General features: G+C 40.5%; 15 protein-coding genes and 1 pseudogene. 12 read left to right on the top strand and 4 right to left on the bottom strand.

Going from position 1 to position 14,449, the window contains the following annotated elements; genetic code table 11:
- Positions 1-181 precede the first annotated feature (181 nt).
- Together I8748_RS27905 and I8748_RS27900 are read left to right on the top strand one after the other, a co-directional pair.
- A complete protein-coding gene (locus I8748_RS27905) occupies positions 182-502 on the top strand; it encodes a hypothetical protein (RefSeq protein ID WP_198127762.1) in 321 nt (106 codons plus the stop codon).
- Between the two features lie 587 nt (positions 503-1,089).
- Positions 1,090-1,278, top strand: a complete 189-nt coding sequence (locus I8748_RS27900) for a hypothetical protein (RefSeq protein ID WP_198127761.1) — start codon at positions 1,090-1,092, stop codon at positions 1,276-1,278.
- 74 nt (positions 1,279-1,352) lie between these two features.
- On the opposite strand, the gene I8748_RS27895 is transcribed toward I8748_RS27900, so the two are convergent.
- Both I8748_RS27895 and I8748_RS27890 read right to left on the bottom strand, forming a co-directional pair.
- A complete protein-coding gene (locus I8748_RS27895; RefSeq protein ID WP_015137800.1) occupies positions 1,353-1,703 on the bottom strand; it encodes a four helix bundle protein in 351 nt (116 codons plus the stop codon).
- Positions 1,704-1,735: 32 nt separating this feature from the next.
- Positions 1,736-3,625 (bottom strand): ISL3 family transposase, encoded by a 1,890-nt coding sequence (locus I8748_RS27890; protein WP_198127760.1) that lies wholly within the window; start codon positions 3,623-3,625, stop codon positions 1,736-1,738.
- Positions 3,626-4,092: 467 nt separating this feature from the next.
- On the opposite strand from I8748_RS27890, the gene ndhI reads away from it, so the two are divergent.
- Entirely contained in the window at positions 4,093-4,686 is a 594-nt protein-coding gene (ndhI, locus tag I8748_RS27885) for an NAD(P)H-quinone oxidoreductase subunit I (protein WP_198127759.1), read from the top strand.
- Positions 4,687-4,985: 299 nt separating this feature from the next.
- Positions 4,986-6,170, top strand: a complete 1,185-nt coding sequence (locus I8748_RS27880; protein ID WP_198127758.1) for an NAD(P)H-quinone oxidoreductase subunit H — start codon at positions 4,986-4,988, stop codon at positions 6,168-6,170.
- On the opposite strand, the gene nuoB is transcribed toward I8748_RS27880, so the two are convergent.
- A complete protein-coding gene (gene nuoB, locus I8748_RS27875) occupies positions 6,167-6,769 on the bottom strand; it encodes an NADH-quinone oxidoreductase subunit NuoB (protein WP_318781280.1) in 603 nt (200 codons plus the stop codon). The two genes, I8748_RS27880 and nuoB, sit on opposite strands and share 4 nt — an antisense overlap.
- A 240-nt stretch (positions 6,770-7,009) precedes the next feature.
- Here nuoB and I8748_RS27870 point away from each other — a divergent pair.
- The 4 genes and pseudogenes from I8748_RS27870 (at position 7,010) to I8748_RS27855 (ending at position 10,082) form a co-directional block, all read left to right on the top strand.
- Positions 7,010-8,432 (top strand): annotated as a pseudogene (locus tag I8748_RS27870) (ISLre2 family transposase).
- Positions 8,433-8,485: 53 nt separating this feature from the next.
- The gene (locus tag I8748_RS27865) at positions 8,486-8,680 is read left to right on the top strand and encodes a hypothetical protein (protein WP_198127757.1); all 195 of its coding nucleotides are present in this window, start codon (positions 8,486-8,488) and stop codon (positions 8,678-8,680) included.
- Between the two features lie 17 nt (positions 8,681-8,697).
- Positions 8,698-9,357 (top strand): phosphoribosyltransferase, encoded by a 660-nt coding sequence (locus I8748_RS27860; RefSeq protein ID WP_198127756.1) that lies wholly within the window; start codon positions 8,698-8,700, stop codon positions 9,355-9,357.
- Between the two features lie 56 nt (positions 9,358-9,413).
- A complete protein-coding gene (locus tag I8748_RS27855) occupies positions 9,414-10,082 on the top strand; it encodes a dienelactone hydrolase family protein (protein ID WP_198127755.1) in 669 nt (222 codons plus the stop codon).
- A 34-nt stretch (positions 10,083-10,116) separates the two neighbouring features.
- Here I8748_RS27855 and I8748_RS27850 read toward each other — a convergent pair whose 3' ends face one another.
- A complete protein-coding gene (locus tag I8748_RS27850) occupies positions 10,117-11,340 on the bottom strand; it encodes an RNA-guided endonuclease InsQ/TnpB family protein (RefSeq protein WP_198127754.1) in 1,224 nt (407 codons plus the stop codon).
- 97 nt (positions 11,341-11,437) lie between these two features.
- Between I8748_RS27850 and I8748_RS35430 the strand changes: the two genes are divergently transcribed.
- The 4 genes from I8748_RS35430 to I8748_RS27835 form a co-directional block, all read left to right on the top strand.
- Positions 11,438-11,644: a hypothetical protein gene (locus I8748_RS35430; protein WP_225896571.1), complete on the top strand. Its 207-nt coding sequence runs from the start codon at positions 11,438-11,440 to the stop codon at positions 11,642-11,644.
- Between the two features lie 54 nt (positions 11,645-11,698).
- Positions 11,699-12,769 (top strand): glutamate--cysteine ligase, encoded by a 1,071-nt coding sequence (locus I8748_RS27845; RefSeq protein WP_225896570.1) that lies wholly within the window; start codon positions 11,699-11,701, stop codon positions 12,767-12,769.
- 51 nt (positions 12,770-12,820) lie between these two features.
- Positions 12,821-13,390 carry a pentapeptide repeat-containing protein gene (locus I8748_RS27840; protein ID WP_198127753.1) on the top strand — a complete coding sequence of 190 codons (570 nt, stop codon included), beginning with the start codon at positions 12,821-12,823 and terminating at the stop codon, positions 13,388-13,390.
- A 424-nt stretch (positions 13,391-13,814) separates the two neighbouring features.
- A partial coding sequence (locus tag I8748_RS27835; protein WP_198127752.1) for an ISAs1 family transposase occupies positions 13,815-14,449 on the top strand: 635 nt, incomplete at its 3' end.

Below are 14,449 nucleotides of genomic sequence, written 5' to 3'. Positions count from 1 at the left end.
TAATTTTTATTTTCTTCTCTTCATCCCACAAAAAAATAAGTGATTCATGGTACAGTGTTGTAGCAGCAAATTCCCTTAGAAAAGGGATAACTGGCTATGCAAAAATCAGCACAGCTATTCTGCCAATTTTCTGTATTTAACTTAATTTAATCTGTAGAAATTACATTTTTGGAGGTATCATATGGTAACGACTAGTGTTTCTCGTGAATCTGAAGCTACCACCCAACAAACTGAAGTAATTGTAAAATTGCTACTAAGTGGTGGACATCAGTATACTTTAGTTCTAAAGTCTGATGCACCTCTGCTTCGCAGTTTATTAGGAACTATTTTGAGTCGAGTCCAAGGCACTGGAAGCCGAACTTTATTTCAGATTCCATTGGAAGCTGGACGAGTGTCCATATGTTTTTCCAGCGATGATTTAGTTGCTGTAACCACTGAACCACCAGTATTTGTGCGTCCCAATGATGACCAACCGCAAACTGAAGAGGCATCTGCTAGTTAGCAACAATAAATGCTGAAGTAGTTGTGTCTCAGTTGATGTGCAACTATCCAAAGGTACAAAAATCACATCTTATGCTGATAGTGCAAGGTTGCGTTATTTATCTTTGTGATTTGCACATCTACCTGAAGGAATAAAATTTTTTTATTGTTAAATAGACTACAAAAGTACTTTGTATGTGTCAAATAGTACTGAAGCTCTAAGTAATTCATAAGTTTGAATTGTCAACAAAAAATATTGAAGTCTTAATTTAATCTTAATCTTAGTCAATTAATATACCATTTGATTATTGATAACAATGAATTTTAGGTCATTCATCTAAAATGAAATAATTTCATTTCGGCGCATTAATACTTATTGCAAAAAATAGTAATTTTATATACTATAGTTTCTCAGTATTTCCAGAAAGTATTATTTTTTGGAGATGCTTGAACTTGTTTAATATTTTTAGCTTTCAAATCAACCAAATCTTTCTATTAATCTCATATCTAATTCTGATTTTAGAAGTGACCATTGAGATGATTCACTGAAGTTGAAAAACCAAATTTTGATGTCAAAAATATTCAAAGATAAAAGGAATTAAATTTATTATGACTACTATAGAAAATGGTCTTACCCCCATACTGGATTCAAATGGAATCAGCACAGGCGTTTTTGTTGTTTCACAACCGATTGATCAGCTGACTCCACTAGACTTCAAGCTGAGTAGTTATGATGCTAGTTACATCAGCGAATTTTGTCACTTAAAGTATAATGTGGGTCTTGGCAACTTTTGGTGATCTTGGCTGGGGGAAGGCAGAGGGCAGAAGGCAGAAGGCAGAAGGCAGAAGTCGGAAGAGTAGAAGTAATAATTTCAACCCTTGAGTTTGTTTAAAGTAGCAACTAATATACTTTGCATTTCCTCCACCTCATTCAATACAGGAGTGAAAAGGTCTTTATCAGCTAAATCTACTTCTTTGGCAATGATTAATTGCGTATCAAGTTCTCTTAAAGAACCTAACGCAATATGTAAGAACTGGATATATTCTGGCTTGGAACGCCTACCATAGCCTTCAGCTATATTGGACGCTACAGATACAGAAGAACGTCGGATTTGGCTGGTTAAACCATACAATTCTGACTGAGGAAATAGGCGGGTAAATTTATAACAATTGATAGCAAGTTGAACCGCCCTTTGCCAGATAAACTGATTTCTATAACTCATATAACCAAGTGTAAATTGTGAAAATTTTCTCCTCAAATAGCCAACAAAAATCGTCGTTCTAGTAAGTCTATCTTGGCTCGACCATACATCTGCCGCTTTAACATTTTCAGTCGATTAATATGCCCTTCAACGGGGCCATTGCTGACTGACATAGTTACACCTGCTTTGACAGCATCGTAGTCAGACTCTAAACTAACAGCAAAGGAGCGCAACAAAGAAACCGAACTGTTTTTAGCTTTGTTTAACCAAGCATCGAGCTGCTCGCTCAGACGTTGACGCACAACAGATGCAAACTGTTGAGCTAGTTCAATAGCTGACTTCAAATCAGAATGGGCTGTTTGTAGTTGAGCGATGATTTCATGCTCATTAGGCTGTATTAATTCTGGTCGTCGCAAGACTAAAGCTGTGACGCGACTGGGGGTGAGAGGACGATGGGAGGAAGAACTCACCCTGGGGGACACGTTTTTCTTTGAACACTTTGCTGGCTCAAATCCGGGCAAGGTCTTGAGATAACGAGTGAAGCGAGCGACCGTGGCATAACCACCGATATAGCCGCAGGTGCGAATTTCTTCAAACAGTTCTTGGGTGTTGTGGTTCCCGCTATTCCAGCGACTCTTGAGGTAATCATGGTAAGGGTTGAGAAGACTCAGACCGTGGTCACTACGTTCACGACGTTCGGTAAAAGTTGAGCTACGCAAGTAATTGAATACGGTAGTTTTAGAAACTCCCAGCTCTTGAGCGATTGCTAGCCCTGATAAGCCAATAGACCGCAGTCTCCAAACTTGTTCATGGATTTCCCTCCGTCTATCCCGTGCTTTGGCGGATTGAACTTTTCTTTTTAAAGATGTGTTTTGGGGAAACCTTGGCACAACTGGACTCTTATTAGTCTCAGCAATCATGGAAAGGTTATCGGGGAAAGGCACAAAGCAGACGGCAGACGGCAGAATGTTGGTTTGAGGGTTTTCCTGTGCAGTCAATCCGTCTGTATTCTCTGCCAAAAAGGGTTTAACATCCCCACACTCGTTTTGAATTTCAGTGGTCTGCAATTGGATGGGGATACATACCCCATCCAATTCCCGAATGCCTTCAATTAGTGCTGTTTCCACCTCTAAATGCACTTTGGTATCAGTACTAAATACTTGTTTTTCCACTTCTTTAAGTACTTTGGCGTGAATACCAAAGACTTGATAGAGCGTTTGAGATAAGTTCTGCAATAAGTGAAAACGGTCTGCAACTTGAATGGCTTCTGGCGCGCCTTGACGAATACCACTTTCATAAGTTTTTGACCGATCTCGTGAGACGACTTTGACACCAGGGTGGGCTTTTAACCATTCTGCCAAGGTTTCAGCCAAGGCATCTTTTAGTAGAGCAATTGGTCTACTACGTTCTAGATCAATTAGTGCCGTGCCGTAAGTTTTACATTTACGAAAGCAAAAGTCGTCTACCCCAAGAGTATGTGGCGTTACGATTGGTGGCAGTGGGATTGAGCGGACTAAATTTAACAGTGTGTTGCGAGAAACTTTTATCCCCAATTGCTCCGAGAGCCTTACCCCTGCTGCACCACCATTAGCTAAACCAATCGCACTTAGTCGTTGAGCTAAACGTAGAGTTCTTCTAGCCCTTGGTGCGGTTACATTGGTCAACCTTTCTGCAAAAATGCGCCGTTTACACAACTTATTAATGCAAAAAAACTTCCGTACCCTTAATTGTAAGGTAATGCTGTAATCAGCCCAGGGTAAATCTGCTAACTTTCGCTCATAGCGACTATGAATTTTATGAGTTGGTTGGTTGCAAACTGGACAATTAACTACTCTCGTAATTGCGGAAACAATCAAATTTATCTGAGTTTTTATCTCGTCAAGAATGCAATTTTCCAGTTTCAGGTTTGCTGAATCTGGCAATAGATAACTTAGCACTGACATAACCAAGCTGAGGATTATCCCTCAAATGTTTGATGGAGTGAAGTTTGACGTATCTCAATTATATCTTTCTGACTTCTGCCTTCTGCCTTCTGCCCTCTGCCTTCCCCCAGCCAAGATCACCAAAAGTTGCCAAGACCCCAAAAAGGCTTCAAAGCAAACCTCCGCTCAGTCTTGAGGCTGTGGTTATTAATTTATACACAACTTTTATAGCGAATTCCTGTATTATTGAAATACACAGTGAGATTGCGATCGCCTTAGAGAATTTGGCATAAATTTTGATTAACAGCTAACACATTGCAATATGCCCTCACTAATTATGAATTGGTATAAATATAATTGCTGAAAAATTTTGTATTTTTAGCTACTATTAAACTTAACCGTAGAGTATTCCATTTGAGAGAAGTTATAGCTGACGAGAGCTATTACCGTGCTAATTAATAGCATTATCAACAGAAAATAATTTACTCATGTTTAACTTCCTCAAACAAGTTACTGATTACGTTAATAAAAGCATTCAAGCGGGTCAATATATTGGGCAAGGATTATCAGTAACTTTTGACCATCTGCGTCGTCGTCCGATTACTGTTCAATATCCTTACGAAAAACTCATTCCCTCTGAACGCTTCCGAGGTAGAATTCACTTTGAATTTGACAAGTGTATCTCTTGCGAAGTTTGTGTACGAGTCTGCCCTATCAATCTTCCCGTAGTAGATTGGGAATTTAATAAAGAGGTAAAGAAAAAAGAACTCAAGCATTACAGTATTGACTTTGGAGTTTGTATTTTCTGCGGCAACTGTGTCGAATTCTGCCCGACAAACTGTCTGTCATTTACTGAAGAATACGATATGTCCGTTTATGACCGCCATCAGTTAAACATGGACAACGTAGCAATGGGAAGGCTACCTTATAAAGTTACCGATGATCCGATGGTGACACCACTTAGAGAATTAATTTACTTACCTAAAGGTGTGTTAGATCCTCACGGATTGCCTCCTGGTTCTGATAGAGTAGGTGAGTTTCCAATTGATATTTTGAATGAAGCTAAAGAAGATAGAAATTAATACAAAATGGCTTTCCCAGACTTCGGTTGATAAATTAACACTAAAAAACGGCTCAAACGATTGATATAACAAGGTTTGTATAAAATCAAATCAAATATTTAATAAAAATATACTTTGCTCCTCTTGAATCCCTTACTATGTAAGGATTTAACCTGATATCAAGTATTAATTAGTTATAACTAGTCTAGGAGAGCCTACAAAATTTCAATTGAAGAATTCAGAAGTCAGAATCAATCACAGCAGAATTCAGGAGTCCTGAATTCTATTTTGCCCTTATAAAAAGAGTAAATAATTCATTTATGTCAAGAATAGAAACTAAAACCGAACCCATGACGATTAACATGGGGCCGCATCATCCTTCAATGCATGGCGTTTTGAGGTTGATTGTCACATTAGATGGGGAAGATGTCATCGACTGCGAACCGGAAATTGGTTACCTGCACCGTGGCATGGAAAAAATTGCCGAAAACCGCACCATCCAAATGTATGTCCCTTATGTTAGTCGCTGGGACTATGCTGAGGGAATGATGAATGAAGCTATCACAGTTAACGCTGTGGAACAGTTAGCTGGTATTCCAATTCCTAAACGCGCCAGCTACATCCGCGTTATCATGCTAGAGCTAAATCGTATTGCTAACCACTTACTTTGGCTTGGGCCATTTGCCGCAGATTTAGGCGCTCAAACTCCCTTTTTCTATATATTTAGAGAACGGGAGATGATTTATGATCTATGGGAAGCTGCTTCTGGCTACCGCATGGTGAATAATAATTACTTTCGTGTCGGTGGCGTAGCCGTCGATTTGCCTTACGGTTGGGTAACTAAATGCAGCGAGTTTTGCGATTACTTCCCCAACAAATTAACTGAATATGACCGACTATTAACAAATAACCCAATATTTCGGGCGCGAACAGAGGGTGTTGGTGTCATTGGCCGGGATGAAGCGATTAACTGGGGTCTTTCCGGGCCGATGCTGCGAGGTTCTGGAGTGATTTGGGACTTGCGGAGAGTTGATCACTACGAATGCTATGACGATTTTGACTGGGATATTTGCTGGGAAACAGGCGGTGATGTTCTGGCGCGTTACTTCGTGCGGATGCGGGAAATGGCGGAGTCAGTGAAAATTCTCCGTCAAGCGCTTGACGGGCTTCCTGGTGGTGCTTACGAAAATCTTGAAGCTAAACGCCTAGCAGCTGGGCGCAAGTCTGAATGGGATGGATTTGATTACCAGTACATTGCCAGGAAGATTGCTCCTACGTTTAAAATTCCCAAAGGAGAAAACTACGTCCGCCTTGAAAGTGGCAAAGGTGAGTTAGGCATTTATGTAATTGGCGATGATAACGTCTTTCCTTGGCGCTGGAAAATCCGCACTGCTGATTTCACTAATTTGCAAATTTTACCCCACTTGCTTAAAGGAGTGAAAGTCGCCGATATTATGGCAATTTTAGGCAGTATTGACGTGATTATGGGTTCAGTCGATCGCTAATCGAAACAGACAAGGGTTAATCGCGTCTCTACAACTCCTGCTTTTGATTGACAGTTTGCAGGCGGAATTGGGGTTCCCATTGCTTCTAACAACTGTTGAGGAGGTTTTTCCCAAGAAGGCGATGTCTGGCGACAAGCCACTTCGTGTCTACGCAAATATTTACCTGTATAAACACGAGGTACAGGTTTCATTTGATGCGTCGTGCTATAGAAGCGATGGGTTTGCCTGATCTTGCTACGCTCTTGCATTGATTCATTAGATATTTTTTTGCGAAGCTTGATAATACCATCGATAACCGCTTCTGGGCGGGGAGGACAACCAGGTATGTAAACATCGATAGGCAAAATTTTATCAGCCCCTCGAACAGCAGTAGGAGAATCTGCGCTAAACATACCTCCAGTAATCATGCAGGCTCCCATCGCAATCACATACTTCGGCTCAGGCATTTGTTCGTAAAGCCGCCTTGTGGGTTGAGACATTTTCATGTTGAGAGTGCCTGCCAAAATTATTAAGTCAGCTTGACGCGGGCTAGCACGAGGAATTAAACGGGAGCAACGCGATTTTCTGAAGTCGGGTAAAAACGAGTGAAAATGCTCCACCCCAAGGTCAGGCGATCGCTAGGAGCGATAGTTCAATAGATGAGTAAAATAGATACCCGTTAGATAGCTGAATACCTCAGTAATACTGAGAGAGATTTATCGTTGTGATTGTTTAATTTTATGATGGAGACAAAAAAAAGTGTAGGATTCCCTTGGAGTAAAAGTTTTGAGATTTGATATCAAAACAGGGAATGACTACACTTCATGAATAAACATTTGAGTTGAGATTTAAGCACATTATTGTCAAACTTTAAAGAAAAAGTTACGAAACTTTTAGACATAACAAATTTAAGTGAATGGTCGGCTCAGACTTTTAAAGCCAGAGAAGAAGAAATTAGGAATATAGCCTTAACTTTGGCAGGAGAATGTGTAGCAGTTTTATTAAATAAACTGTCTAACTCTCAATCAGCTTTAGATACAGCAATCAGTCAAACAGAAAGTAAGTCAAATCAATCAATGAGAAAACATGGCAATTATGTTAGACATATATTAACAGTTGGAAATATCAAAGTAACTCTTTCCTTACCATATATAGTTGAGCGTAACAAACAATCACATCAAAAAGGTAAATATTTAAAGTTAGGATTCTGCCCATTTCTCAAATGGTTAGGAATAGAAGAAGGATTAACGCCCCATGTTTGGGCAACAATTACAAAATATGGTGCAATTGCTAGTTCGTTTGAAGCTGCACGCGCTATTTTAACAGATTGGGGAATAAACGTTAGTAAGAACGCGAATAGAACGCATCACATATCATTTTGGTAAGATTGGTATAAATTTACGTCAATCTAAATTATCAAGTTTAGAGATTGGCTCCTTATCTACTCTTAATATTTTCAAAGACCAACGTGTTGTCATTGCCGTAGATGGAGGGAGAACGAGAGTCAGGATTAATAAAAAAGGTAAACGTAAGCTCAAGACTAATCGTCTAGGCTTTACTGGAGAATGGGTTGAGTCAAAATTATTAACTATTTATACAGTGGATGAGCATGGTAAAAAAATTAGGACATCATCTCTACCTATTACCAATGATGGCACATATTTAGGTTATGAAGAGTTTCTCAAGATACTAGAAATGTATCTCGTCAATTTGGGAATAAGTCAAGCTAAAGAGGTTTTGTTAGTGGCTGATGGGGCTGAGTGGATTTGGAAACATATTCCACCTTTATTAGAGAAAGTGAAATGCTCCCCTGCCACTTATAAGTTATTAGATTTTTATCACGCTGCTTCACATTTACAAAATTTTGCTGATACTGCTTTTCCTTGTGATAATGAAAGGCAATCGTGGTTTAAAAAAGCTCGTCATCTTCTCAAGCAAGGTAAATCTCTCAATTTAATGAGAAACATGGATGAATTTATTTTTACAGCAACAGGAGAGCGTTGTAAAATTTTAGTGCGAGAGCGCAATTATATTCTCAAAGCTTATCGTCGTCGGCTGTTAAACTATCATCTAGTTGCCGCTCATCAGCTACCGCTTGGTAGTGGTGCAGTCGAAAGTTTAATTCGTCAGGCTGTTAACTTACGTATGAAGGGAAACAGTAAATTTTGGCTAATAGATAACGCAGAGATTATGTTACATCTACGATGTCAATTGATAGCTGGCAGTTGGGACAATTTTTGTAACTCTATTTTCGATTCTCTCCTTAATCCCAGCAGTGCCTAAACATTTTATACATTCTGCTAAAATCTATATTTTAGCGATCGCCTGACCTTGGGGTGGAGCATTTTCACTCGTTTTTACCCGACTTCAGAAAATCGCGTTGCTCCCGTATCAAAGCTATTTTTGTCACCGACAGTGTAACACCTAAAGAAAGCGACTGGCAGCAATTAAAAATTGTTTCGATCGCACCTTTAATTGCTACTGCTATTCAACGATTTAAATCTGATGGTTCAATTAGTGACTTATTTTAACAAAGAGGTATAAAAGCATGTGGCAAAGATTCCGTAATCGGACGGAAGCCGGTAAACTATTAGCTGCCCGGTTAGCAGAGTATGCTAATCGTCCAGATGTTTTAGTATTAGGGCTTCCCCGTGGCGGTGTGCCTGTAGCATTTGAAGTAGCCAAGGCACTTAATGCACCATTAGATGTCTGCCTAGTACGGAAACTAGGTGTACCGGGACATAAAGAACTAGCGATGGGTGCGTTAGCAATGGGAGGAATACGTGTAATTAATGAGAATGTTGTAGATTGGTTGCGGATTCCCCAAGAAACTATTGATCAGGTAGCAGCAATAGAAATGCAGGAATTAAACCGTCGTAATCTCGCCTATCGGGGTAATCGTCCGCTACCAAAAGTCAAAAATCACACAATTATTCTGGTAGATGACGGGATTGCTACAGGTGCTACCATCCGCGCAGCGATCGCAACTTTGAAAAAGCAACAGCCCCGCGAACTGGTGGTTGCTGTTCCAGTTGCAGCAGCATCCACCTGTGAAGAACTGCAAACAGAAGTAGATAAGCTTGTATGTGTGATCATGCCAGAAGATTTGTATGCGATCGGTATTTGGTATGAGGATTTTGAGCAAACAACCGACGCAGAAGTATGTGAACTCTTGACAAGGCAAAAACTGCTGATAGCGAATGACTGAATAATTGGTAATTGGTAATTGGTAATCGGTAATTGGTAATTGGTAATTAATTGATCATGAATAGGACATTAACACAGAACCCCCAAGAATATCTCGTGTCGGTGAGAGCAGGTGAAGTTAAGCTAGAAGGCAATTTGGTGATTCCAGAAGGTGCTACAGGTGTAGTTTTATTTGCTCATGGTAGTGGTAGCAGCCGTCATAGTCCCCGCAATCGCTATGTTGCTCAAGTCTTACAACAGGCGGGACTAGCAACTTTATTAATTGACTTGCTCACTCTTGAGGAGGAAGAAATTGACCTCCGAACAAGACATTTGCGCTTTGATATTGCTTTGTTGGCATCACGGTTAGTTGGCGCTACAGATTGGCTAGCACAATACCCAGAGACTTGTAACCTCAAAATAGGTTACTTTGGCGCAAGTACAGGAGCCGGTGCAGCCTTGGTTGCAGCCACAGAACGTCAAGAGGCGGTGCAGGCTATTGTCTCTCGTGGAGGACGACCTGATTTAGCTGGTTCAGTCTTACCTGATGTCAAAGCGCCAACATTATTGATTGTTGGAGGTTACGATCTGCCAGTGATTGCAATGAATGAGGATGCATTGGCGCAGTTGCGATCGCCAAAACGCCTGGAGATTATTCCCGAAGCCACCCATTTATTTGAGGAACCAGGTACATTAGCAGCAGTAGCACAGTTGGCGAGTCAATGGTTTACCCACTATCTCAGTTGACATCCTCACCCTCGTTCAACGAGGGTGATTCCAATCATCGCTGATTGGTTTTCCTCTTTGTGCGAGTTGATTTACTTGAATGAGTTTCCCCATACAAGCAGAGATCAGTCTCTCCAGAGGCGTTGATTTCTGTTTGCCCAACAGTATTTGCCCATTGTTTTAGAGCTAATTTCAAAATGTTGATTGCTGCGTTTTCATCTCTATCCGCACTGTACTGACAATGAGGACATTGATGAGTTCTAGTACTTAAAGTTTTCACTACTTTTTCGCCACAATTAGAACAATTTTGACTTGTCAATTTAGGTTCTACAGCAATCACTGGAACGCCATAAACTTTGCCAAAATAATCTAACCATTCTCTAAATCTGTACCATGCAGCATCATTGATTGATTTGGCTAGATGGTGGTTTTTAACCATATTACGCACTCGTAGGTTTTCAACTGCTACCAAGTCGTTAGATTGGATGACGCGCTGGGCTAACTTACATACCCAATCGTTACGTCTGCGTGATACCTTAAGATGCGCTCTACCTAATCTATTTCTGGCTTTCACTCTATTTTTACTACCTTTTTGAGTCCGAGATAAACGACGCTGAAGCCTTTTAAGCTTACGTTCATCTTTTTTCAAAAATCTGGGATTGTCTACTTTATTACCAACAGAATCAGTGTAGAAATGAATTAAGCCAACATCTAAGCCAACTTGCTGACCTGTTAAATCCTTGTCCTCCTCCCTTTTATGGTCAATTAGGAACTGTACATAATAGCCGTCATGCCTTCTAACTACCCTAAGTCTTTTGATTTGCTTGAGTTGATAGAAGTGCAAATCTCGGCTTCCCCAAAGTTTAAAAGTACCTGCTTGAAACCCATGGGTGAATGTTAGATAACGTCTATCTTCTGATAATTTATATCCAGAAGTTTTGTATTCAACTGATGCTCTGACTTGCTCTTTTTTAAACTTTGGAAACCCCTTTTTACCTACTGTTTTGGCTTTACAATTACGATAAAATCTTTCAATTGATGCCCAAGCTCTTTCTGCATGAGCTTGTCTAGCCATTGAATTTAACTGACTCGCCCAAGGAAAATCAGGATTATCAGCTAATACCTTGCAATAAGCATAAGCATCATTGCGGCTTTTTACTTCGCCATCCATCCATGCTCTAATGATGCTATTTCGCACAAAACGACCAGTACGGAGAGCTTGATCAAGCTGCCTGTACTGATTGTTTGTTCCTTGTAGCTTCATTTCGTAGATGAGCATATTTTATCGTTGCTATTTACGATAAAATCATCATACTACAAATCAAAAGCCGTCCTCGAAGGACGGGGCTTTAAACCCAGATTTTCGGTAAAAGGGAATGGGGATAGTCAAGCGTCGTATCGGTCTTGAACAAGAGTTTTTTTTAGTAGATGAAATGGGTCATCTGAGCGATCGCGCTGATGAGTTTTTGCAAGGTTGTCACTCAATGGCCCAAGCACAAGGTTTAAACCCAAATTACTTTGTGCCGGAGTTCGTCAAAAGTATGGTAAAAATTAACACACATCCTGCCTACACTACTACGTAACTAGCCAGAGAATACCTCAAAAATCTCAAATTAGCACTCGCTGCGGCGCGAAATATGGGTTTACGGCTTTACCCTTTGTCTAGCTACCCTTTGCACATCATGCCAGTGATGCGCGATCGCCCTAATTATCATATCCAAGCGCGGACTGTTGGCTATGATAAATTTTTGCACGCTGGCAAATGTACTGGTACACACTTGCATTTGGAAGTCCCACCTGGGGTAATTGACCCTCGTGTTGCAGTTGCTTACAATTCGACATCACTAGAGCGAGAAGAACTACTCAATATCTACAATTTAGCTACAGCTTGCGACTCAGCACTCATTTCCCTGACACGGGCCTGTCCCTTTTATGAAGGACAAGCGATCGGGCTAGCTGCACACACAATTCGTTATCGAGGTAGCGAAACCTTCGGCTGGGAAGGAGTTTACACTAATTTACAACCTGTTGGCGGACTTATGTCTTATGCTTTTAGTGTAGAGAGTTTAGTTGAACAGCAATTTGCTCGCTACTATACTTGGCTGCAAGCGATGGAAAAAGCGGGAATCGAACGTCACCTGTTTTTAGAAGCGGGAGGTAGCTTACTCAAGTCAGCTTGGAATCCAGTTAGACTCAACAAACTGGGCACTGTGGAAATAAGGTGTATAGATAGTAACTATCCAACGGTAATTTTAGCTGTAATTACACTGATGGTAAACGCGGCTCATCGAGTCAGGAGTGAGAAGTTAACAGTTAGACCAACCAAGGGAATGCAGATATTTGAATTAGTAGGCGATCGCCTGTATGTACCAGATTTTGAGTATCTTAATGGTGAATTGCTTTATACCTCAGCTACAGAAGGAGTCAAAAACCCCAAAGTTAAGGCTTACGTCGATTCAATTTTGCAGTTTGCCATGAGAGACACTGGTGAAGGAGCAAAGTTTCTGGCAAAACTCAGCCAAGACCTTGATCACTATCAGACAATAGAAGCCGAAATATTGCAAGAGTTTATCCCTACTACTGCTCAACTTCCATTAGATGCCGGTTTGCGTCTAGTACGTGAGTGTTGTGACAAACTAGAAGCGCAGATTTCATGGATAGACCAAGAGAACCCCCTAACGGCGTTGGATATTGACGAACGATTGTGACTACAGCAGCGTTAAAAGCGTTCCAACTAAATTTACTGAAAACTTAAGGCTATGGATGTTAAAGAACTTCTCAATCGATACGCAGCAGGAGAAAGGAACTTCCACGGTATTGTCTTACCAAAAGCTGACCTACGGGGTGTTAACTTAGGCGGCATAGACTTTGGTAGAGCAGACCTCAGAGGTGCTAACCTAGCAAAAGCATCCATGAGTGGAGCTAATCTATGTAAAGCAAATCTTCAAGGTGCAAACCTAGAACATGCAAATTTGTCTGAAGTGATTTTTAGTGGCGCTGATTTGCGTGAAGCTACACTCACAACAGCCAACCTTAACGAATCAGACCTCAGTGGTGCATATCTTTGTGATGCAGACTTATGTGATGCTACTTTGCACATGGCATCACTCAGCGCGGCGAACTTGCAGCGTGTGAACCTAAGTGATGCCAAAATGAGCGGAGTTAGGATGTGGAAAGCTGATTTGCGAGAATCAGACCTGAGTGGTGCTGATTTAAGTGAGGCGAATTTGAGTGAGGCAAACCTGACTGGGGCAAATTTAAATGCAACCGATATGAGTGAAGCCTTTTTAACTGGGACAATTATGCCTGACGGTACCATGCACAAATAGTAGGGGCGGGTTCACAAATATCCTCGCTTGATCAAAAACAATATTTATTAACCCGCCCCTACTCTCAGAAATAAATTATTCGGGTTGAAGTTTTTGACTGATGACTGTTGACTGATTACTGTGAACAGGGGGATATTTTTTATTTGGAAGTCCCTTAGAAGCTTGAAATTAATTGTCTGCTGATAGTCGGTTCTGAAAAAACAGCCTTTGGGGAGGTAAAAGATGCCCCAACTAGCACCGCATATATTTGATATCTTATACCAGCAAGGTGTACAACACGCGTTTGGTATACCAGGCAGGGCGAACGCATCTAAATGTAGTACATGTTTACTAAAAAAAGCCTAGTCGCTTGTGTCAGGGAGGTTAAGCGATCGGGTATTGATGGTAAAGTCATAGTGAAAGTAGAGTAAAGCCGTAAGAAAGCGTGAAGCTTAAGCCCAAAATTACCATTGCTGACCACTTCGCACAAATGTCAGACCCACGAATAGATCGCACAAAGCGACACAAGTTAATTGATATTTTGACTATTGCGATTTGTGCAGTAATCTGTGGAGCAGATAGCTGGGTAGCAATTGAATTATATGGCTGTACGAAGTTTGAGTGGTTAAAAACGTTTTTGGAGTTACCAAATGGGATACCATCACACGATACTTTTGCGCGAGTATTTGCACAATTGAATCCGCAGCAATTTCAGTCATGTTTTTTAAACTGGATGAAATCAGTACAGACAATAACTTCGAGTGAAGTAGTTGCAATTGATGGGAAAACTTTATGTGGTTCATATGATAAGAGTAATGATTCTTGTGCAATCCAAATGGTAAGTGCTTGGGCAACTACAAATAAATTAGTATTGGGACAGGTAAAGGTAAATTCTAAATCAAATGAAATTACAGCAATTCCGGAATTATTAAAAGTATTAGAATTGTCTGGATGTATCGTGACAATTGATGCCATTGGTTGCCAGAAAGAGATTGTGAAGTTAATCACGGAGAAATCAGCAGATTATGTAATCACATTAAAAAAGAATCAAGGCAATCTTTATGATGAAGTTGAAAAATT

Source organism: Amazonocrinis nigriterrae CENA67 (assembly GCF_016056305.1).
Taxonomy (GTDB): Bacteria; Cyanobacteriota; Cyanobacteriia; order Cyanobacteriales; family Nostocaceae; genus Amazonocrinis; species Amazonocrinis nigriterrae.
This window is presented reverse-complemented; position numbering and strand designations above follow the sequence as displayed.

Coding starts and splice junctions, on each gene's coding strand:
- I8748_RS27840 (WP_198127753.1), top strand. CDS start 12,821: ATGGATGTTAAAGAACTTCTCAATCGATACGCAGCAGGAGAAAGGAAC.
- I8748_RS27855 (WP_198127755.1), top strand. CDS start 9,414: ATGAATAGGACATTAACACAGAACCCCCAAGAATATCTCGTGTCGGTG.
- ndhI (WP_198127759.1), top strand. CDS start 4,093: ATGTTTAACTTCCTCAAACAAGTTACTGATTACGTTAATAAAAGCATT.
- I8748_RS27890 (WP_198127760.1), bottom strand. CDS start 3,625: ATGTCAGTGCTAAGTTATCTATTGCCAGATTCAGCAAACCTGAAACTG.
- I8748_RS35430 (WP_225896571.1), top strand. CDS start 11,438: ATGGGGATAGTCAAGCGTCGTATCGGTCTTGAACAAGAGTTTTTTTTA.
- I8748_RS27895 (WP_015137800.1), bottom strand. CDS start 1,703: ATGAGTTATAGAAATCAGTTTATCTGGCAAAGGGCGGTTCAACTTGCT.
- I8748_RS27880 (WP_198127758.1), top strand. CDS start 4,986: ATGTCAAGAATAGAAACTAAAACCGAACCCATGACGATTAACATGGGG.
- I8748_RS27900 (WP_198127761.1), top strand. CDS start 1,090: ATGACTACTATAGAAAATGGTCTTACCCCCATACTGGATTCAAATGGA.
- I8748_RS27845 (WP_225896570.1), top strand. CDS start 11,699: ATGGGTTTACGGCTTTACCCTTTGTCTAGCTACCCTTTGCACATCATG.
- I8748_RS27860 (WP_198127756.1), top strand. CDS start 8,698: ATGTGGCAAAGATTCCGTAATCGGACGGAAGCCGGTAAACTATTAGCT.
- I8748_RS27850 (WP_198127754.1), bottom strand. CDS start 11,340: ATGCTCATCTACGAAATGAAGCTACAAGGAACAAACAATCAGTACAGG.
- I8748_RS27905 (WP_198127762.1), top strand. CDS start 182: ATGGTAACGACTAGTGTTTCTCGTGAATCTGAAGCTACCACCCAACAA.